The sequence below is a fragment of the Macellibacteroides sp. genome, assembly GCF_050251695.1.
In the GTDB taxonomy this organism is placed as follows: Bacteria; Bacteroidota; Bacteroidia; order Bacteroidales; family Tannerellaceae; genus Macellibacteroides; species Macellibacteroides fermentans.
Window position 1 is genome coordinate 1 of record NZ_JBFWMI010000063.1, and the last position, 20,556, is coordinate 20,556.

A 20,556-nucleotide genomic window follows, 5' to 3' on the forward strand; every position below is an offset into this window, starting at 1 on the left:
AAAAATGGATCAAAAATAAAAGAATCTAACCTGCGTTTAGATAACTTTTTTTATCTTCGCAAACAATGAGCACTGGTATACTTTTCAACTGGAATATGGTATACTTTTCAATTGTTATATACAGTATAATCTGCTAAATTTGCCATCAATGTTACAGTTCCAGAACGGCAATACAACCAGTTACCAATATAGTAACGATGGAGTCAAGCGTAAAGTGACGCACCAGACAGCCATCGCGAATGTTGTTATCCCTATGGGAAGCATTCAACCTTTGTCTACGGGACAGATTGCTTATACTTCTACAACGGATTACTGTGGAAATGTAATTTACGAGGATGGCATATTGAGTAAGATCCTGACCAACGAGGGATATATAACATTAAGTGGCACAACCCCCACCTATCACTACTACCTGAAGGATCACTTAGGAAATAACCGGGTTGTAATTGATCAGAATGGTTCAGTCGAACAAGTAAATCATTACTATCCGTTTGGAGGCCTTTTTGGAGAAGGTACCTCAAATACAAATCAAGCCTACAAATTCAACGGCAAAGAGTTGGACCGCATGCACGGACTGGATTGGTACGATTACGGTGCCAGAAATTATGATGCACAGCTTGCCCGGTTCCAAACGGTTGACCCACTTTCTGAAGACTACTACTTTCTTTCTCCTTATGGATATTGTGCTGGTAATCCAATTGCTTGCCGTGATGAAAATGGCGAATGGATAAATTTTGTTGTTGGTGCCATTGTAGGAGCAGCTACAGATTATGCCGTACAAGTGGTTGCAAATGTTGTTGAGAATGGAGGTGAAATAACGATGGATGCATTTACGAATGTTGATAGAAAATCAATTGCCATATCTGCTGGTACTGGTGCAATGGGAGTTGGTATCGCAAGTGGTATCTCCAAGTTGACTAAAGTCGCCAAGATTGCTCAAATTGAAGCAAAATCAAAAACAACAGGGGCAATTGTCAATACTCAAAAGGATGAAGATAACAAGTAGGTAACATGATTGAGAAAGTAAGAAAATATTTAATAGAGAATATAGCATATGTGGTGGTATTTTCTTTTGCAGGAGTTTACCTGATTATAAAAAAAGGAACTGACTATACTTTGAATTATGTGTCTATTTTATTGGGATTATTTGTCCCTTTATTTGTTGTAATAAATCTCTATAGTATAATTAAATCAATGATTTTAGGCGAGAAGTTAGATTATCGAGAATTAATAGTTGCTTTGTTGTTGTTATGTTTGACTATCATTATTTATCTCTTCGGATTAAAAGAAAGTCAACAGATTGTGATTGGTTTTATAAATGGAGTAACAAGTATATTACTTGTCGTCATTATGTTGTTTATAACCAATAGAAGATAGATGAAAAAGCCCGGCACTGCCGGGCTTTTCTTGTTATATCGCTTTTAGTTTTGCCGCTTTAATAAGATTGTCGAGCGTGTAGAAAATATGGTTCCTGTCCTCGTCCGGCAACAGCTCAATATCTTCCAGACGTTTTAAAGTCAGCTTATCCAGAACCTTTAACTCACCTTCCCCCACCAGGTAATACAAAGAAACTTCGAGGGCATCCGCCAGTTTTTTTGCCGTCAAATCTAAATACAAAACCTTTGGATTAAAATGTAATTGCTGACTTGTTTTATACTAAGATTAAATACAAAGAAAAAAAGTTGTAATAAGTGAAATCAATTTAATGCAATCTCAAGAAAACAATGACAAAGAGTTTTTTGAAGCTTTAAAAGAGACAATTAATGCTCTTACATAGATTTAAAGCTTCACAGATTTAAAAAAAACATCCGATGCCTGGAGAATGCGGTTTTTATGCTCGTTGTCCAATTTCTAAATTTCATTTAATCGTTTAAGGATTACTGGGTCTTTATTCAAAGTAATCAATTATATTTGCCTTGACGTTACAAATTAGAAATGAAAATGCCACAAGAAAACAGTTATTCCTCGTTTGGAGGTCTTTTTGGAGAAGGTACCCCAAATACAAATCAAGCCTGCAAATACAACGGCAAAGAGTTGGATCGCATGCACGTTAATGCAGATTAAAACCGCAGATAGTAGTGTGGTTTATGAAAAGCTAAAAGATAAAAAGAAATGAAAAAAGCATTAGTTATATTGATAGTATCATTTCAACTTATAGGATGCTCTTCGGCAAAAGGTCAAAAAACAAATACTCAAGTTTCAGGAGTGTATGAGAGGGAAGAAAGTTCAGAGAAGTTAGAATTAAAATCCGATGGGACATATACGCTCTGGAATCCTGAAATCACATTTACCCCTGTAATAGAACAATGCGATTATGCCTCGACAGGTAAATGGACGATTTTAGCTGATAATGTAATAGAGATTACGAGTGAGAATTATTATACAGAGCAGAAAGGGTTTGGATATGACCTTAAAAAAGAGAATAAATTATCTCAAGATAGCCTGTATATCCAAGTAGTTTTTCCAACGGATTTTCATCCTGTAAACTTAAATTTTACGTTTAATCATAAAAACAACAAATCTATTACTACAGATAAGACTTACATTGTTTTGCCAAAATCTAAATATTTATGGAACAGAAGAACTGCAACAAACCAAATTAGTTTCAATCTAAATGCTGACGTATCGGGAACAGAGATTTATAAAGGCAGAATATTATTTAAAATTTTTGAAGAAAGCATCGATACGGAGAAACATAATTATCTTACAATCACTCTTCCTAGTTTTGATAGATGTTTTTTTGAATTTGAACCTTTTTATCAGGACTTGATTTTAATTAAAAACAAGAATACAATAATATGGCAGGGAGATACTTGGAGCAAATAACTTAAAGCCCGCTTTTCGGGCTTTATCATTACATAATACTTTGCAATTTAGTTTGTTTAAGGAAGGAATCGAGCAGTTCCATTACCACGTTTCTTTTATCGTCCGGGAGTTTTTGGATGTCGGCAATTTTCTTTAGCAAATCCTTTTCTAAAACGGTATCGGTTTTGCCAACGAGATAATCCAAAGACGCATCCGAAACTCAAATGAAAAATAAAAATGTCTATCTTTAGAGTTCTGAAAATGGGATGTTTAAAACTCACATATCGACCACAAATGCAAGTGCTTCGCACACGGAAACCCAAAGACTCGCACGAGGCAAAAGTCGTGCAGTGGTGGCTAAGAGTCAATCCGCTGGCTGAGAAGTACTACAATGGCACACTTTATGCGTATTGTTTGAATAATCCTATTAGATTCATTTACCAAGATGGTAAAATGACGGTTGATGCTTTGGGTGATAAAGGCGAAGATTTTTGTATCACGCTGGAAATAATGCTGGAAATACGGAAGGCTGTAATATGTCCGTAACTACCAACGCAAATAGAGTTATTGGAGGGCGTAAACCCAAAATGCAAGAATTAAGAACATTCATTAAAAGCAAAGGGGCAAATAATGTTAAAACAATCATTAACAACAAAATTCCACAAAAGAAATGAAAAGGATCCTTTTAATTTTTGCAGTTTCTTGTTTGTTTTTTTCTTGCAATGCAAATGTAAAAAATGAAGAAAGTAACAATATTGCACAAAATGATAATATTGTTGATACGAGAGTAGAGAAACTTAAACAGTCTTTCGAACAAAACGATTATGTGACGTTTTTTAAACTATTTCCAGATACATATGACGAATTTATAGATTTTTATGGTTTTGATGATGATACAGGAAAAAGACCTTTGTATGATTTTTATGAAACTCATATAAATTATTTTTTTAAGTATGAAGAAAAAGTAAATTCTGAGATTTTTGCAGGGAAAGTGTATGAAATTGCAAAAAGAGGCGTTTGGGACGCAGACGGAATTGGACTTTTTCAGTCAAATTTATCTGAATTGATAATAAGTAAACCAAATATTTTTTTAGAAATTCTGACGAAGAAACCCGATAAAGAAGCAACAAGTTTTTGGCATTTTGTTTTTAACGGTTCGGGAAAATATGATTTGCAGAACAAAGAAAAATTTGAAAAGATTTACAACTCTATCAATTCACTTGATAAAAAACAAGGTAGATTATTAAAAGACGAATTTGAAATAATGTATAAATAAAAATCAAAGTCCCGAATTCTTTTTTTACTTGTTCTGAATGTTGGATACACATATAGGAATGATAGCCTTTTAACCTTCAATTAAACAAAATAAAAAGCCCGGAATTGCTGTTTTTTTTGCTTTATAGTGCAGCAACATTCCTTTGCAGATAATTTTTAAATGTTTATTCGGGGGATGTACGCTAAAATGTGTCAGTGCGAATTTTTATAGAATACTCGTAGCATTTATTCCATTGATAAGTATTCAATCAGTAACTTTACTAAACCACCAGAGATGTTCTTGAACATAATTGAATTTAAATATTATGATTTAGTTGTGTGACTCCTGTTTATTTAGTTAATTAGAGGTATTTTCTATATTTTTGATTAATCCCATAGAGATTAAATTGATATACAACCTTTTTCGAAAATTATGAGAAACATGAAAAAAACGAATTTATTATCAGCAATTACATTCTTATTCATAATGGTTGCATGTGTTGGTACAAAAGATCAATTAGAATATGATTTGATTACAGTAGATGTAAACGCAAAATATCCTAAAAAGGAACTTATACTTCAAGATTTTATGGATGTGGAATACATAGCTTTAGAATCTTCCGATGAATATATTACTCAAGGCGTAATTAAAGCGGTAGGTGAAAAAATTATAATAGTAAGTAACCGAAGCGTAGATGGGAATATATTTATTTTTGACAGAAAGAATGGAAAGGGTCTGAGAAAAATAAACAGATTAGGCCAAGGTCCTGAGGAGTATTCACAATTTACAGATATAATCTTAGATGAAGACAATAACGAAATGTTTGTAATAGCATATAGTTCAAGAAAAATATTGGTGTATGATCTTTATGGAAATTTTAAAAGAAAGTTCAAGTTTGTAAACGAAATGGAATTTTATAATTACACATTTAATTACGATAATGAGTTCTTGATTTGTCACAAGGGTTACTCTCCTGGAGTTGAAACGGAACGTTCTTCTCATATACTTATTTCCAAACAGAATGGGCAAATCAAACGAGAAATTGAATTGCCATATAGTGGAGTAATTAAAACTCCAGTTATAATAGAAGGAGAGGGAAGTATTACACCTGAATTTTACTTAACTATTCCAAATCAAAAAGATTGGGTAATTATGAGGACATCATCTGATACAATTTATAACTATTCAACTAATAATATATTAACTCCTTTCATCGTAAGGACTCCTTCAATTCAATCGATGAACCCTGAAATTTATTTATTTCCTACAGTTATTACAGATCGTTATTATTTAATGAGAACAATGAAGAAGGAAATAGATTTTACCACCTTTAAAGGGTTTCCCGGAACTGATTTAATGTTCGACAAACAAGCAAAATCTATTTTCGAATATGTTGTGTTTAATAATGATTTTTCACCCAAACGAGAAGTTTCGTTAGGTAAGAAACCCAATAGCACTATGGCTACATGTCTGACCTTAAATGCATTTGACCTTGTTGATGCGTTTGAGAAAAATGAATTGAAAGGCGAATTAAAAGAAATAGCCCAAGAGCTAAATGAAGAATCCAATCCCATAATTATGTTAGTAAAACATAGAAATTAAGTCAAGGTTGTATGTGACAGGAAAATTTTATTTTTAAGGGTGGATAGAGTCTTTTGAGTCTTATATATAAAGTAATATTATTATGAAGAAGATATTTGTTTATTGTGGGATGGCTTTATCTCTATTTTGTATGGATGTTTCGGGAGTTGGTGTGGCTGAAGATAAGCCAACTGTACGTAAAGCGGCTGCTCCGCTCTATCGCGACCCGATAACAGACGGTGCTGCAGATCCTGTGTTGATATGGAATAGGCAGGAGAAAACATGGTGGATGCTCTACACGCAGCGCAGAGCGAATCAGGAAACAGCGGATGTAGCTTACTGCTATGGCAACGGAATAGGCATTGCTGAGTCTGCCGACAATGGCAAGACTTGGGTATATCGCGGTACCCTCGACTTGAATTTTGAACGTGGTCATAATACATTTTGGGCTCCCGATGTGGTATATCACGACGGCAAATATCATCTTTTCGTGTCTTACATAAAAGGTGTGCGCAATCATTGGGGAGGTCAGGCTCATATCGTGCACTTTGTAAGTGATAACCTATGGGACTGGGAGTTTAAAGGCAGTCCTAAACTGTCGTCGGACAAGGTGATTGATTGCACGCTGATGAAAGGCGACGACAATGTGTGGCGTATGTGGTATAAAGACGAGATGGCTGGTGCTCACACTATGCTCTCGGAAAGTAAAGACCTTGACAACTGGTCGCCTGCCAGAGAGGCTATTGGCGGAGGTGCACATGAAGGTCCGAAAGCTTTCAAGTATGCAGGATATTATTGGATGGTGACAGACGAATGGCATGGCATGAGAGTGTATAAATCGTCGGATTTGGAGAAATGGGAAAAGCAAGGATTGATTCTCGACAAGCCTTCACTGAGAAAAGATGATACCCCCAGCGGTGCGCATGGTGATGTGGTGGTGCTTGGCGATAAGGCATATGTGTTCTATTTTACTCATCCGGGCAGAAAGTCTCATACTCAGGATGCGCACGACGAAAACGGAAACGTGCCCTACGAGCTGCGCCGTTCATCTATTCAGGTGGCTCCGTTGGAGTACATAAACGGCACATTGGTGAGTAACCGCGATATAGACTTCGACTTCTATCTTCCCCAAATGGCAGACTAAAAGTTAAAATCACATTTATGCAAAATAAATTAAACAATAGAAAATGCGTAAACTATTATTACTGATATCTCTGCTTGTGGTGGGAATATCATTCAGCATGGCTAAAAAGAATGAAAAAATAAATACGCCCTCTTTCCCTATCTCGTCCAACAAAACACTCGTATCCCAACCAGAGGGTCTGTGGGCTATAGCTACCGGATGGCAAGACGACTGGATGACGGGATGGAAGTATGCCAACCCAACTTCCGAAGAACAAAGCGGCGATTGGCACATATTGAAAGGTTCTATTGTGCTTCCGCAGGGCGAAATGAAGCTGAGGGATGCTTACAAAGAGCTGAAACCGGGTTTGATTAAGTATGTGCGAAGATATGAATGGACTGGCAAGGAGCCGCTCACTCATGCCACTCTTTCTGTGAGATGGCGCATGGAGGGGGAGAATCTTTCCCTTTTTATGCCGGGTATATTGTATTATGGAAATAAGAATGGTGCTGCCGTAAATTCAAATATTATTCCGGTGTATGAAGGGAAAGAGGGCGAATTTGCTATTTTTGAGGATCATCGCTATCCGATGCCTTTCGTTATGCTTGAAGATGGCGCAGCAAAGAATGCCGCTGCCATTCACACGACCCCGAGTCCGGTAAGAGGAGCCGTGTTGGCAGACCAGTGGTGGTCGATGGGAGTGGAGGCAGGTAAAGGCTATACCGACTTTGTGCTTTATAGCGGACCTATCGGATACAACAAGCAGCACAGCGTTGCAAAGGCTCTGCAGCAACGACCGATGAGATATTCAGACACTTATATCACTATGGAGCCGGGAAAGGTGATTGAAAAAGAGTTTTATATAGAAACATATGCCATTTCTCGCCCAGGTACTGGCTTCCAAAAACCGGTTTACACGTCGATGGACATACATAAACCGTATGATGTTGACAAATTTGCCGACTTCCAATCCATTATTGAGAGCAAGTACAGATTTGCGCTGGACCGTTGGTTTGGGTTCGATTCCGAAAAGCAAGGCTTCTCCATGTACGACCTCTCAATGAGAAAGGATATTGTGATGGGGTGGTGCGGTCAGGCTGATTCGCCCGGCTATGCTTTGCAGGTTCTTGGTTCAATAATTGGCGACGGCTCGATTCCTGAGAAAATACAAAAGTCTATGGACTACCTGTCAACTTTCCCGGTGGATGAGATTACGGGTGTTTTCCCTGTAGGATTCAACGGAGAGAAATATCACGGAGGAGATCATGTATCGTGCGGACAGGCAATGTATAATTTCTCGAAAGCAATAGAGGCCGCACGCAAAAGCAAAAAATACAACACCGCAAAATGGGAAGCATTTCTGGAGAAGAGTGCCGAGGGCCAGAGTAAACGTATTCTCGACCCGGCCTGGAATCCGGTTTCCACTGCCGAAGGTTTCTATATAGCTCCTCTTATCCGCGCCTCTAAACTGTTTAAGAACAAGAAATATGAGCAGGCAGCCGTTAAAGCCGCTCAGGTGTTTGCCGACCGGCATTTGCAGATGAACGGATGTTATTGGGGTGGTACGCTTGATGCAACCTGTGAAGACAAGGAGGGTTCGTGGGCGGCATTTCAAGGGTTTCTCGAACTTTACGAGCAATTGGGCGAGAAGAAATATTTGGATTGGGCAAAGCACGCTATGGATGTGTGTCTCAGCTATACAGTTGTGTGGGACATCCCTCTTCCGGCAGGCAGAATGGCCGACTATAATTTCAAGACAACCGGATGGACAGTCGTTTCACCGCAGAATCAACACATCGATGTGTATGGCGTTATTTTCACTCCGGAGATTTATAAGATGGGCACATACCTTAAGGATAAACGCTTGCAGGATCTTGCCAAAGTGATGTTTCGCTCGTGCTACCAGCTGACCAACATTTACGGTTCGCAGGGGGAACAGCTTCAGCAGACCAATTTCGCACAGCACGGAGATATGAGTAATGTGTATAAACTGCGTGGCGGATATTCGGAAGGGTGGACCGTGTTCTGGATTACAGCCCACTTCCTTAATGCCGGCGCACGATTCATGGAAATGAATGTAATCCCATGATATTAGTGTATTTAATAATGTATTGTAATACAGTAAGTTGTTGATTTGTATAGATTGCAGATGACAAATGAAAAGCATCTGTCATTTGCATCTGTCATTCTTGAAACCCTTTACTGGAGAGGGTTCTGAACTGAAAAATGATACATGAGAGATACTTTTGCATTTAATTCGTGCTGCAGAATTGCAGCATGAAATTCTTTAAATTTGGTGCTTAAAATAATTTGAAAGAGGCGATTGTATTATACTTATAAGTTCGGAAAAGTATGGAGGTTGTAATTACTTGTCCTTTACCACTTCCTGTTTTAGTGCTAATTCTCTATGCCATTTCTCTAATGTATTATTCTTAAAAATGAACATATAGAATTCATCGTCCTTGTAAAAGTCTCTGTAGGATAATACCTCCACTTGTACTCCATTTTCTATTTTCTTTTCAGCAATAGTGTAATTGCTGCCTAAGATCTCTGTAACTTGCTGTTTGGACATTCCTAATTCAAGTTTATTCATCTTTTCGCTTGTCATATTTACTACAGATGAACAGGCGGTTGTTATAAGTACTAAGATAAATAGTATACAGATTCTTGTTTTCATATTTTAATACGTATAGATTGTATTACAAATATAATTAATGTATTTGATAAATGTTTAATTTGATTTATTGATTTTAATTCGTTTTGCTTTTTAGTTCCAAGGTGTGGTAAAATACAAAAGAGCAACTGCTTTTGTTGCAGTTGCTCTTTTGTAGAGCCGAAAGCCGGACTCGAACCGGCGACCTATTCATTACGAATGAATTGCTCTACCAACTGAGCTATTTCGGCGTCTTTTTTTATTTTCGGGTGCAAATGTAATCAGTCTAATCGATATCTGAAAGAAGTTTTGTTAAAAATTCGTCCAATTCAGTGTCCAAATCTTTTAACAAAGGATCGTCTGCACGTAGCATATCATCGTCAACAAACAGAAGTTCCTCTATCTCAACAAAATCATCGTCCGTAAGAGTTACAGATAATGGTTTCATAAAATAGTCACGGTCAAACACTCCTTTGTTTGCCAGAGAGGTGAGGGCTGCCTTGCTGGATTCTGCCACCCGTTTGTTAAATGCATCTTCGTCGTCGCTGTTGTTTATCCAATCGAATATAATGACCTTATCCAGCAGCTTTTCATTGTCGTCGTATATCTGTAATTCGCCGCTTTCCTGGTCTGCTTGCAGAAATAAGTCGCTGATAAAGCCGGCGGACTCATTCTTTGCCACTTTATCGATAGCCGACAAAATTGCAGTTTCGATTACAGCTTGTACCTTTGCATTATTTGTGCTCATATAATATCGTGTTAATTCTTGTTCGTATAATTTGCCAAAAGTAATAAAAAAATAGCAAACAAGGTGTTATTCCTTTCCAAATTGCATGTTAAGTTTGTTGTTGGCTTGTATACGGGAGGTGATTACCTGCTCATAGAGTGTGAGTAGTGCCACATTGCTGTCTTTTTCGTCGCTTGTCTGTTCTTTGAATAGTGCCAACGATTTTTTTGCCCAATCAAGCGCTTCATTAAACTTCCCGACCATTTCGTATCCTACGGCTATATTGGCGGCTGCCTCGGCTTTTGATTTTTTGTTTGTCTGCGCTTCGTAAATGGATTGCCAGATGGTTAAGGCTTCTTCCCATTTTTCTTTGGATGCAAAGGCAGATGCCTGTTTCCATCGGGTGCCCGAATTGGTGTAATACCAGCGTTGCGCCTGTTCCCAGTGCGGAACAAAGTTTCTGTAGGCTCCGGAAGTCAGGTAGGCAGCTGTTTCTCGTAATGCAACTTCTGGTTTGGGGAGGTAGCTGTCGAGGGTTCTCAGGTTGCTGGCTCCTTCCGACCAAAACAAACTGTCTGTAAGATAGATGGTTGCCATGGAGTTGTTTCTCCCCGGCATATAGGCTCTCAATACGGCGGTTGCCTGTACCTTGATGGTGCCTGCCATAACTTCTCCAAAGGGGAATACGTCTTTTTCCATGTTGAACAACAAACGGTCCAGAGAGATTATCGCTTCGGCTCCACTTTCGTCGCAGATGGTTTCTACCTGATCGGGAGTAAGTTTGGTGTCCTGGAAGAAAAATTCGTCCTGGCGCACGGCATCGTTGTACAAACGTACGTCTTTAAAAAAAGGCTGATCGGCAATGGCTTCACCCAAGGCCTTGCAGGCATCATACAGGGCGCTGTCGGCCACCATGTGGGTGGTATCTTGTTCTACTCCCATTATTGTATACTTGTACCCCGGTTTTTTAGGCTGAGGTACGGCATTATTCACAATAACAACCGTTTCGACCGTCTCCGGGAATGTAATTTCGGCCGGAGTAAAGGTTTCAATACCAAAGTATTTAACCGAACCGCAGGAGGTTAAAATTCCTGCCAGCAGAATTAAAGCTATGAATATCGTATTTTTCATTTGATCAATTATTATTATGGGACAATGGGAGTAGAAAGGATGCCTTGATCCGTCAGGCTATATCGCTTACGGCTTTGAAATATCCGATTGATTCGGCAATGCCGAGGAAGGGATCTTTCATGTCTTTTTCGTATTCCAGACTACATACGCCGGTATAGTTTACTTCGCGCAGCATACGTATCAATGCCGGAAAATCAATTTTGCCTCGTCCTATCTCAATTCCTTTACCTGCTTTGGATGCTTCTGTTACATCTTTGATGTGTACATCGAATACACGGGTATGGTATTTCTTGAGGTCGGCCACGGGATCGCAACCGTTGCGCAGATCGTGACCCACATCCAGGCACATGCCGATACGCGGATCGAGCATATGGGTATGATTCCATACGTCTGTAGCGTCGGGATAGGTGGCGATGTCTGGTCCGTGCAGGTGGATTGCATAATTAAAGTTGTATTCCTTAACCTTCTTGTCTACATAGGGGAGCAGCTCGTAGTTAGGAACGCCTACGATTGTTTTAACACCTACTCTTTTTGCATAGGCAAAGGCGTTGTCTATTTCTGCTTCACTTTTCATGTAGATGGGGCCAACGGCATAGCCCGTTACCTTTTTGGCAGCGAGTTTGGCATGGAAGGCGGCTATCTGTTCGTCTGTACTTGTAAAAGGTAAATGGAAATCCTTTATGCACAGGTAATGTACATCCAGCTTTTCCATGATATCCAATGTTTTGTCGATATCAAAGTTTACAAAGGTATACCCAGCCATTCCCAACCGGAATGGGTTGGTGGCTTTGGGCGCTTTGGGTTTAACCGGGTCGGTTATTCCAGCTCTTGCAAAGGAGGCCGTGCCCACTAAAAGTGCGCCGGCTAATCCTTGCTTGAAAAATTTTCTTCTGGTGTTATTCATGGTTTTTCAAATATAGGAATTTATTTTAAGGCTGCGATACTTTCCTGCAAGCTGTTGATCTTGCTTTCGGCATCGGCCAGTTTCTTACGTTCCATCTCAATAACTTTGGCCGGTGCTTTGCCTACGAAGCTTTCGTTGCTCAGCTTTTTAAGTACCGATTCGCGGAAACCCTGCAGGTATACCAGCTCTTCGTTTAGTTTGGCAAGTTCTTCCTCAACATTCAACAATGAGCCCAATGGTACTGCGTATTCGGTGGTGCGGACCAGGAACGAGCCTGCTCCGGCTGTTTTCTCGGCAACGCGGGTAATTTGGGTAAGGTTGCACATTTTGGTTATAACGGCATTGAAGCTGTCGTCGTGTTCGCCTACTATTTCAAGCGTAAGGGCATCTTTGTTAGGGATGTTCTTCTGCAAGCGTACCGAACGGACGCCGGCAATGATTTCCTTAACGATTTCGAATGCTCCGAGGAAGTTATTGTCTACCTGAGCCAACTGAGGCGTCTGTTGCATCATGATGCTTTCGCCGTCGTTGCGGTTGTTGGTTGCCTGCCACAGCTCTTCCGTGATGAACGGCATAAAGGGATGTAGCAATTTAAGCAGGTCATCGAAAAATCCCAGGGTGGCGTTGTAGGTCTGCTTGTCGATAGGCTGCTGATATCCCGGTTTTACCAACTCCAGGTACCAGGATGAAAACTCGTCCCAGAAGAGTTTGTACACCGCCATCATCGCTTCACTTAGTCGGTATTTGCTGAATGAATCGTCTACTTCGGCAATGGTTTTGGCCAGCTGCATCTGGAACCAGCGGATGGCTGTTGCAGAGGCTTCAGGTTGTTCGATGGTTTCGTCTACCGTCCATCCCTTAACCAAACGGAAGGCATTCCATATTTTGTTGTTGAAGTTACGTCCCTGTTCGCACAATGAATCATCAAACAGCACGTCGTTACCTGCAGGTGCAGCCATCATGAGTCCCATACGTACCCCATCGGCTCCGTATTGTTCCATCAGGGTAATAGGATCTGGCGAGTTTCCGAGCGATTTGGACATTTTACGTCCCAGCTTGTCGCGTACAATACCTGTAAGGTATACATTACGGAAAGGCATATCTCCCTTGTATTCGTAACCGGCAATGATCATACGTGCTACCCAGAAGAACAAGATATCCGGACCGGTTACCAGGTCGTTGGTGGGGTAGTAGTAATTGAGCTCTTCGTTGTTTTTGTCCATCACATTGCCGAATACCGACATAGGCCATAACCAGGAGGAGAACCAGGTGTCGAGGCAGTCGGAATCCTGACGCAGGTCTTCTGCCGTAAGCGATTGGTTTCCTGTTTTTTCCTGAGCCAGTTTAAGCGCTTCTTCCACAGTTGAGGCAACTACGTATCCTCCTTCGGGTAAGAAGTAGGCCGGAATGCGGTGTCCCCACCATAGCTGACGCGAAATACACCAGTCCTTTACATTCTCCATCCAGTGGCGGTAGGTGTTTTTGAATTTGGCAGGATGAAGCTTGATATCATCATTCATCACAGCATCCAGTGCCGGTTTGGCCAGATCGGTCATCTTCAGGAACCACTGCATGGATAATTTAGGTTCGATGGGTACATCGGTACGTTCGGAGTATCCAACTTTATTGTCGTAATCTTCCACCTTTTCCATCAAACCGGCTGCCAGCAGGTCTTTCTCAATCTTTTCGCGAACATCGAAACGATCCATACCGGCATACATTTCGCCATGTTGGTTCAGCGTTCCGTTGTCGTTGAATATATCTATGGTCTGCAAGTTGTACTTTTCGCCCAACATGTAGTCGTTCACATCGTGTGCAGGTGTAACCTTAAGGCATCCGGTACCGAATTCCATATCCACATAGTCGTCCATTATGATGGGTACGGCACGGTTGATTATGGGAACAAGCACTTTCTTCCCTTTAAGGAATTCAAAACGGGGATCGTTGGGATTCACACAAACGGCGGTATCACCTAAGATAGTCTCCGGACGGGTTGTGGCAACTACAATGTACTTGCCTTCGCCTCCTTCAATCATATACCGGAGGTAATAGAGTTTACTGTGAACTTCTTTGTACACAACCTCTTCGTCCGAAAGGGCTGTAAGTGCCTTGGGGTCCCAGTTTACCATTCGTACACCGCGGTATATCAATCCTTTGTTGTACAGGTCGATAAATACATCGATTACACTTTCCGAACGAACATCGTCCATGGTGAAGGCGGTACGGTCCCAGTCGCAGGAAGCGCCCAGCTTTTTAAGCTGTTCCAGTATGATGCCCCCGTGCTTGTCTGTCCACTCCCAGGCATGCTTAAGGAAGTCTTCGCGGCTGAGGTCTGTTTTCTTAATGCCTTCCTGAGCCAGTTTATTAACCACTTTGGCTTCGGTGGCGATAGAGGCATGGTCGGTACCCGGAACCCAGCAGGCGTTTTTGCCCATCATGCGGGCACGGCGCACCAGGATATCTTGTATCGTATTGTTAAGCATATGTCCCATGTGGAGTACACCGGTCACATTGGGTGGAGGGATTACAATTGTATAAGGTTCTCTATCGTCTGGTTTCGACTTGAAGAACCCGTTGTCCAACCAATACTTATACCATTTGTCTTCTACTTCCGCAGGATTATACTTACTTGCAATTTCCATGATCCTATCTAATTCTTTATTTATTATACAATGTATATCGGGTACCTGAATACCCAATTAATTTGCAAAAGTAAAAATAATATTTAAACGAATCTTTACGTGATGTATAACTTCTATTAATAAATCCTTAATTCCATCGTTTTATTTGAGTTTTAACTGAATCATCGTACCTTTGCAAGCTATTAAACTGAATATGAAACAAAGACGTTACACGGCGAAAGCTAAATCTCGTTCGGCCTCTTCGAAAGGAAGGCTTGTTACGGTAAATGAAGATACAACCTTGCTGCCTTTTTTATTTGAGTTGTTGAAAGAGCAGAGTAAAAGTTCTGTTAAAAGTATATTGGCCAACCGCCAGATTTCCGTAAACGGAAGAACAACTACGCAATTTGATACCCCGCTTAGATCGGGCGATGAAGTGAGAATCAGCTTTCAACGGGGCAGGGAGGATTTCCGTCACCCGATGCTAAGGCTGCTATGGGAAGACGATTCCCTGATTGTTGTTGATAAGCGGAACGGTCTTTTGTCTATGGCAACAGATAAGATAAAAGAAAAAACAGCTTATCATCTGCTGAGTGATTATGTAAAAAAGCTTGATCCGGCCAACAAAATATTTATCTTACATCGCCTGGACCGTGATACTTCGGGCTTGATGATGTTTGCCAAAACCAGGAAAGCCCAGCAGATATTGCAGTCTAACTGGAATGAAATGATTACGGAAAGAAGTTATGTGGCCGTTGTAGAAGGAAAACCAGCCAAGGAAATGGATTTGCTTACCTCTTTTTTGGTCGAGAATTCGGCCATGAAGGTTTATGTAAGTACGCAGGGTGACGGTCAGGAGGCCATTACCCGCTATAAGGTACTTAAAAGTACGAACCAATATTCTTTGCTGCAGCTTGACCTGGAAACCGGACGAAAGAATCAGATTCGCGCACAGTTGGAGTCGATAGGTCATCCTATTGCAGGCGACGTAAAGTACGGAGCGGCTTCCAATCCGGCCGGACGACTGGCGCTGCATGCACGCAAACTGTGTTTTATTCATCCCGAAACAGGCGAAGAGTTGCGTTTTGAAACAGCTATTCCTTCCATTTTCAATGCGATAGTTAAACAATAAACAGTTCCATTTGTTTTTTACGAATAAATAAGACCCTATGAAGAGAGTATTTAGTACATTATTGATGAGTTTTATGTTTCTGGCTGTGCAAGCTCAGATTCACACTCCTGTTAAATGGAAAATTAAACTGGAGGATTCCGGAAAACCAGAAAAAGAGATTGTGTTTACTGCCGTGGCCGATAAGGGATGGCATCTGTATGACATGAATCTTCCGGCTGGGGGACCTGTATCTACATCCATTACGTACGAAACAATGAAAGGTGCCGAGCTGGTTGGAAAGGTTGTATCTTCCGTAGCTCCTACTTCTGTATACGACGAATTGTTTGCTATGAATCTTCGCTGGTACAGCGGTACGGTTACGTTTACACAAAAAATTAAAGTGACGGATGCCAAGGCTTTCAAGCTTGCCGGTGAACTTGAATTTATGGCTTGTAACGACGAAACATGTCTGCCTCCCGAGCGGGTGGAGTTTTCGTTTAACCGTAAAAATATAACGATGACGGATGCCGGTGTTGTAGCTGGTGAAAGTGATGATCAGGCTGCAGCGGACAGTCTTTCGCTTGCGCAGGGTACCGATTCTTTATCGGTTTCGGCTGACGGAGAGAATGCGGGACAGCTGGTGAATCCTACGAAGATTGCCGAGGCTTTGTCTGATAACGTGGATCTGTGGACTCCGGTGATTGATGAGTTGAAGGCTTTTGGTGAGAGCCCGCTGGACGGCACGGATTCGAGTCTGCTTTTCATTTTTCTTGCCGGTTTTGCCGGTGGATTCATTGCGCTGCTGACGCCTTGCGTGTGGCCAATGATTCCGATGACTGTAAGCTTTTTCCTGAAGAGGACCAAAAATAAGAAGAAGGCTATCAAGGATGCGGTGATGTACGGGGTTTCCATCATTGTAATCTATCTGGCGCTGGGATTATTGATTACCGGTATTTTCGGTGCAAGTGCGTTGAACGACCTTTCAACAAATGCCGTATTCAATTTGCTATTCTTTGCCTTACTGGTGTTGTTTGCTGTTTCATTTTTTGGTGCTTTCGAAATGGTTCTGCCATCGTCGTGGACCAATAAACTGGATGCTAAAGCGGATTCCACTTCCGGAATTTTGAGTATATTCTTTATGGCCTTTACCTTGGCTTTGGTTTCGTTCTCTTGTACCGGACCGATTATCGGTACGTTGCTGGTGCAGGCTGCATCTATGGGATCTATTGTGGCTCCGGCTGTAGGAATGTTTGGTTTCGCCTTTGCGCTGGCAATTCCTTTCAGCGTTTTTGCCATCTTCCCCAATATGCTTCAGAGTATGCCTAAATCCGGTGGTTGGCTTAATTCGGTAAAGGTGGTGTTGGGCTTCCTGGAGCTTGCGCTGGCATTGAAGTTCTTCTCGGTGGCCGACCTTGCCTATGGATGGCGTATCCTGGACCGCGAAACGTTCCTTGTCTTGTGGATTGTTATTTTTGCTATGCTGGGCTTTTACCTGTTGGGTAAGATTCGTTTTAGTCACGATAGCGAATTAAAATATGTTTCTGTTCCGCGTCTCTTTATGGCAATTATCTCGTTGGCTTTTGCTGTTTATATGGTACCGGGACTTTGGGGTGCTCCTCTTAAATCGATCAGTGCTTTTGCTCCTCCTTTGTATACGCAGGATTTCAATTTATACGAAGACGAGGTTCATGCTCAGTTTGACGATTACGAAGCCGGTATGGCTTATGCCAAAAAGAATAATAAACCGGTAATGATCGATTTCTCTGGTTATGGTTGTGTAAATTGCCGTAAGATGGAGGCTTCGGTTTGGACTAATCCGGGCGTGAAGCAAATTATTGAGAATGATTATGTGCTTATTACACTGTTTGTAGATGATAAAACGAAGTTACCGGAAGTTATCGAGATAGAGGAACATGGTAAAACAAGAAAACTGAAAACAGTAGGGGATAAGTGGAGCTACTTGCAGCGTAGCAAGTTTGGCGCCAATGCACAACCTTTCTATGTATTGCTTGATAACAACGGAAAGCCGTTGTCTCATTCTTATGCTTACGATGAAGATGTAAATAAGTATATTCAATTTTTACAGGGCGGATTAAAGAATTACAAGAAGTAAGATGAGTACAAGAGAGGAAAAGATGGAGGCTTTTGGCCACTTGTTGGATATTATGGATGAACTTAGGGAGAAATGTCCCTGGGACCGCAAGCAGACTAATGAGAGTCTGCGTACCAACACCATCGAAGAGACTTACGAATTGTGCGACGCGATTATCAGGGACGACAATACCGAAATAAAGAAGGAGTTGGGCGACTTGTTACTGCATATCGTCTTTTATGCCAAGATTGCTGAAGAGAAAGAGGCATTTGATATAAAAGGGGTATGCGATAGTTTGTGCAAAAAACTTATCTACCGTCACCCACATGTGTTTGGCGATGCTCAGGCAGATACAGCCAAGAAGGTTGAGCAGAGCTGGGAGCAGCTTAAATTGAAGGAAAAAGGAGGGAATAAAACGGTTCTTGAAGGTGTTCCAGCTTCGCTTCCTTCGGTGGTGAAGGCTCATCGTATGCAGGATAAGGCACGTAATGTGGGTTTCGACTGGGAGCAACGTGAACAGGTCTGGGATAAGGTTCTGGAAGAGTTTACGGAGTTGAAGGACGAAATAAACAAGATGGACGCAGATAAGATGGAGAACGAATTCGGAGATCTTTTCTTTAGTCTCATCAATGCGGCCCGTTTGTATAAGATTAATCCGGATAATGCGTTGGAACGAACCAATCAGAAATTTTTACGCCGGTTTAATTATCTGGAATCTCAAACCATTCAACAGGGGCGTTCATTAAAGGATATGTCTTTGGACGAGATGGATAAAATCTGGGATGAGGCCAAAGCAATGGGTATGTAATTCTGTAGTTATAGTATAGATAAACGGGTTGTCGCCAGGAGTGATAACCCGTTTTTTTATGTGCTGGAATTGCTTGTTTTATCTATTATCTTTTTTCTATGAAATTAAATGTTTATTAATGGATAATGTATATGAAAAAGATTACATTTGTTGTCAATACTTGACTAATGATTTACCTCACCCTAATTCGGAAAATTATGAATAAAAGAGCTTTGTATTGTACAGTGATTTGTTTGTACCTTTCTTTTTCTGGCTTTGCTCAGGTTTATGAGGACTTTAATCTGAGCGAATATGTAACCCCTGATATCGTAAGATCTCAATTGGATTTCTCTTTAAGGACTGCCGGTTCTTTTACTGATAACGAAACATCAAAAAATGATTTGTTTAGAATTAATGGCGATCTAAATACAGCCTTTGATAAATATAAGAATACACGACCTTATTGGAATAGGCAAATGCTTGTTGTTGGTATGTCCGGCAATTATAGAAATGAGTTGAAAGAGAAAAACAGTGACTACGGACTTACATTTAATTATCAGAACGTAAACCGGTTTTATACGAGCGACATGCGTTTCTTTGAAGTATCTCCTTCCGTAGATGTTCAGTTGCTTGGCTATAAAACAGGCGGTTTGTTGGTTGATGTTAAGACTCATAACAATAGTTATTACGCAAATATCCCAATGTCGGTGGGAAAAGGCAGGATTGAGCAGGTGGAGGATGCCCGTCAGGCGATTTACATCCTGGAGAATCTGGATAAACAGGGTGTGCTGAACCGGAAACTGACCACAGAAGAGATTCATGCATTTGCTCAAACCATTTCAACTGTCAAAAATAAACGTTTTCTGGATGCCCGGTTGCGTATGATTGATGAGATTACGACCGTTGATTCAGTTCTAGTAAATATGGGTGTGCTTTCGTCCGGTGGAGCTCCTTACTTTACTACCTTATATGATTATTGGATGTACGGAGATCTTTTCAGCCGGGGATCGGGTACGGTTTACAAAGTGGGATTAACTCCGTTTATTAATCATCGCAACTATAATAATGTATCCGATCTTCAATCCGTAAAATTAACAGGTACAGGTGTTACTGCGAAACTCTCGTACGAAAATGAAAAACCTTTGAATTTATATTGGCAGCAGAGTATATGGGCAGAAGCTTCCGGAAGTTATTGGCATAGTAAAATAAATTTACCTTCTGATAACACCTCCCATATGGTGGATATGGGACTCAATGGAAGATACACTTTAGGGTATTACCCCACATCGCGGACCAATGTGAATTTTGGATTTGATGAGAGTCTTTATTGGGGTCAAAGAACCTATAAAGATACACCTGAACCCAACGATAAGTATACCTTTCTGACATCGTATACAGGTGCGTTTGTTGATTTATATTATTATATTTCTCCCCAATTCAGATTTGCCCTGAATGCCAATCTCGGTTTAAGATATACAGATAATATCAAACCAAAACAAGATGATCCAAAGAATCTGATGTGGACCGGCAACTTTGTGGCAAAGCTTACCTATTCGCTGTTTTGAGTGGGTACTGAAGAATCCGTTTATACTTTATATCTTTTGGTTTGATAATTATCATCTTATTATTAATGAAAAATGAGGGTGTGTCAAAATAGGCACACCCTCGTTTTATGCACAAAGGTCGAACTTTCCCAAGCTCGGCCTTTGCTATTTCCTAGAGTTTTTGTAACTTTAGGTTTTCAAAATTTATATGACAAAGTTACA

At 40.7% G+C, this 20,556-nt stretch carries 19 protein-coding genes and 1 tRNA gene; 13 read left to right on the top strand and 7 right to left on the bottom strand.

The window, feature by feature from the left end; translation table 11 throughout:
* Window positions 1-148 precede the first annotated feature (148 nt).
* A complete protein-coding gene (locus AB7E53_RS10145) occupies window positions 149-1,006 on the top strand; it encodes an RHS repeat-associated core domain-containing protein (RefSeq protein ID WP_446775484.1) in 858 nt (285 codons plus the stop codon).
* Window positions 1,007-1,011: 5 nt separating this feature from the next.
* Window positions 1,012-1,377, top strand: coding sequence for a hypothetical protein (locus tag AB7E53_RS10150; protein WP_446775486.1), 366 nt, complete (start codon window positions 1,012-1,014; stop codon window positions 1,375-1,377).
* A 33-nt stretch (window positions 1,378-1,410) separates the two neighbouring features.
* On the opposite strand, the gene AB7E53_RS10155 is transcribed toward AB7E53_RS10150, so the two are convergent.
* Window positions 1,411-1,617, bottom strand: a complete 207-nt coding sequence (locus AB7E53_RS10155; protein ID WP_446775488.1) for a hypothetical protein — start codon at window positions 1,615-1,617, stop codon at window positions 1,411-1,413.
* Window positions 1,618-1,941: 324 nt separating this feature from the next.
* Between AB7E53_RS10155 and AB7E53_RS10160 the strand changes: the two genes are divergently transcribed.
* The 7 genes from AB7E53_RS10160 to AB7E53_RS10190 all read left to right on the top strand — a co-directional run bounded on the left by AB7E53_RS10160 (window position 1,942) and on the right by AB7E53_RS10190 (window position 8,853).
* Complete coding sequence (locus tag AB7E53_RS10160) at window positions 1,942-2,064, top strand: hypothetical protein (RefSeq protein ID WP_262497023.1); 123 nt, start codon at window positions 1,942-1,944, stop codon at window positions 2,062-2,064.
* A 48-nt stretch (window positions 2,065-2,112) separates the two neighbouring features.
* Window positions 2,113-2,826 (top strand): hypothetical protein, encoded by a 714-nt coding sequence (locus tag AB7E53_RS10165; protein WP_446775490.1) that lies wholly within the window; start codon window positions 2,113-2,115, stop codon window positions 2,824-2,826.
* Window positions 2,827-3,099: 273 nt separating this feature from the next.
* A complete protein-coding gene (locus AB7E53_RS10170) occupies window positions 3,100-3,351 on the top strand; it encodes a hypothetical protein (RefSeq protein ID WP_446775492.1) in 252 nt (83 codons plus the stop codon).
* Between the two features lie 124 nt (window positions 3,352-3,475).
* Window positions 3,476-4,081, top strand: coding sequence for a hypothetical protein (locus AB7E53_RS10175; RefSeq protein WP_446775494.1), 606 nt, complete (start codon window positions 3,476-3,478; stop codon window positions 4,079-4,081).
* Between the two features lie 420 nt (window positions 4,082-4,501).
* Entirely contained in the window at window positions 4,502-5,662 is a 1,161-nt protein-coding gene (locus tag AB7E53_RS10180) for a 6-bladed beta-propeller (protein WP_446775496.1), read from the top strand.
* Between the two features lie 82 nt (window positions 5,663-5,744).
* Window positions 5,745-6,785 (top strand): family 43 glycosylhydrolase, encoded by a 1,041-nt coding sequence (locus tag AB7E53_RS10185; protein ID WP_446775498.1) that lies wholly within the window; start codon window positions 5,745-5,747, stop codon window positions 6,783-6,785.
* Between the two features lie 43 nt (window positions 6,786-6,828).
* Complete coding sequence (locus tag AB7E53_RS10190; RefSeq protein WP_446775499.1) at window positions 6,829-8,853, top strand: hypothetical protein; 2,025 nt, start codon at window positions 6,829-6,831, stop codon at window positions 8,851-8,853.
* A 276-nt stretch (window positions 8,854-9,129) separates the two neighbouring features.
* On the opposite strand, the gene AB7E53_RS10195 is transcribed toward AB7E53_RS10190, so the two are convergent.
* The 6 genes from AB7E53_RS10195 to AB7E53_RS10220 all read right to left on the bottom strand — a co-directional run bounded on the left by AB7E53_RS10195 (window position 9,130) and on the right by AB7E53_RS10220 (window position 14,821).
* Complete coding sequence (locus AB7E53_RS10195; protein WP_371688824.1) at window positions 9,130-9,336, bottom strand: hypothetical protein; 207 nt, start codon at window positions 9,334-9,336, stop codon at window positions 9,130-9,132.
* A 259-nt stretch (window positions 9,337-9,595) separates the two neighbouring features.
* A tRNA-Thr gene (locus AB7E53_RS10200) sits at window positions 9,596-9,668 on the bottom strand.
* A 35-nt stretch (window positions 9,669-9,703) separates the two neighbouring features.
* Window positions 9,704-10,165 (bottom strand): hypothetical protein, encoded by a 462-nt coding sequence (locus AB7E53_RS10205; RefSeq protein ID WP_179399031.1) that lies wholly within the window; start codon window positions 10,163-10,165, stop codon window positions 9,704-9,706.
* A 66-nt stretch (window positions 10,166-10,231) separates the two neighbouring features.
* On the bottom strand, window positions 10,232-11,275 hold the full coding sequence (locus AB7E53_RS10210; protein WP_446773404.1) for a DUF6340 family protein: 1,044 nt from the start codon (window positions 11,273-11,275) through the stop codon (window positions 10,232-10,234).
* A gap of 52 nt (window positions 11,276-11,327) precedes the next feature.
* Window positions 11,328-12,179: a sugar phosphate isomerase/epimerase family protein gene (locus tag AB7E53_RS10215; protein ID WP_179399033.1), complete on the bottom strand. Its 852-nt coding sequence runs from the start codon at window positions 12,177-12,179 to the stop codon at window positions 11,328-11,330.
* A gap of 20 nt (window positions 12,180-12,199) precedes the next feature.
* Window positions 12,200-14,821 (bottom strand): valine--tRNA ligase, encoded by a 2,622-nt coding sequence (locus AB7E53_RS10220; protein ID WP_446775502.1) that lies wholly within the window; start codon window positions 14,819-14,821, stop codon window positions 12,200-12,202.
* A 193-nt stretch (window positions 14,822-15,014) separates the two neighbouring features.
* Here AB7E53_RS10220 and AB7E53_RS10225 point away from each other — a divergent pair, with 193 nt between their 5' ends.
* The 4 genes from AB7E53_RS10225 to AB7E53_RS10240 all read left to right on the top strand — a co-directional run bounded on the left by AB7E53_RS10225 (window position 15,015) and on the right by AB7E53_RS10240 (window position 20,355).
* Window positions 15,015-15,932 carry an RluA family pseudouridine synthase gene (locus AB7E53_RS10225; protein ID WP_446775504.1) on the top strand — a complete coding sequence of 306 codons (918 nt, stop codon included), beginning with the start codon at window positions 15,015-15,017 and terminating at the stop codon, window positions 15,930-15,932.
* Window positions 15,933-15,969: 37 nt separating this feature from the next.
* Entirely contained in the window at window positions 15,970-18,024 is a 2,055-nt protein-coding gene (locus AB7E53_RS10230; RefSeq protein ID WP_446775506.1) for a cytochrome c biogenesis protein CcdA, read from the top strand.
* Window position 18,025: 1 nt separating this feature from the next.
* On the top strand, window positions 18,026-18,811 hold the full coding sequence (mazG, locus tag AB7E53_RS10235; RefSeq protein ID WP_350456571.1) for a nucleoside triphosphate pyrophosphohydrolase: 786 nt from the start codon (window positions 18,026-18,028) through the stop codon (window positions 18,809-18,811).
* A gap of 197 nt (window positions 18,812-19,008) precedes the next feature.
* Complete coding sequence (locus AB7E53_RS10240) at window positions 19,009-20,355, top strand: hypothetical protein (protein ID WP_179399038.1); 1,347 nt, start codon at window positions 19,009-19,011, stop codon at window positions 20,353-20,355.
* The last annotated feature ends 201 nt before the right edge of the window (window positions 20,356-20,556 follow it).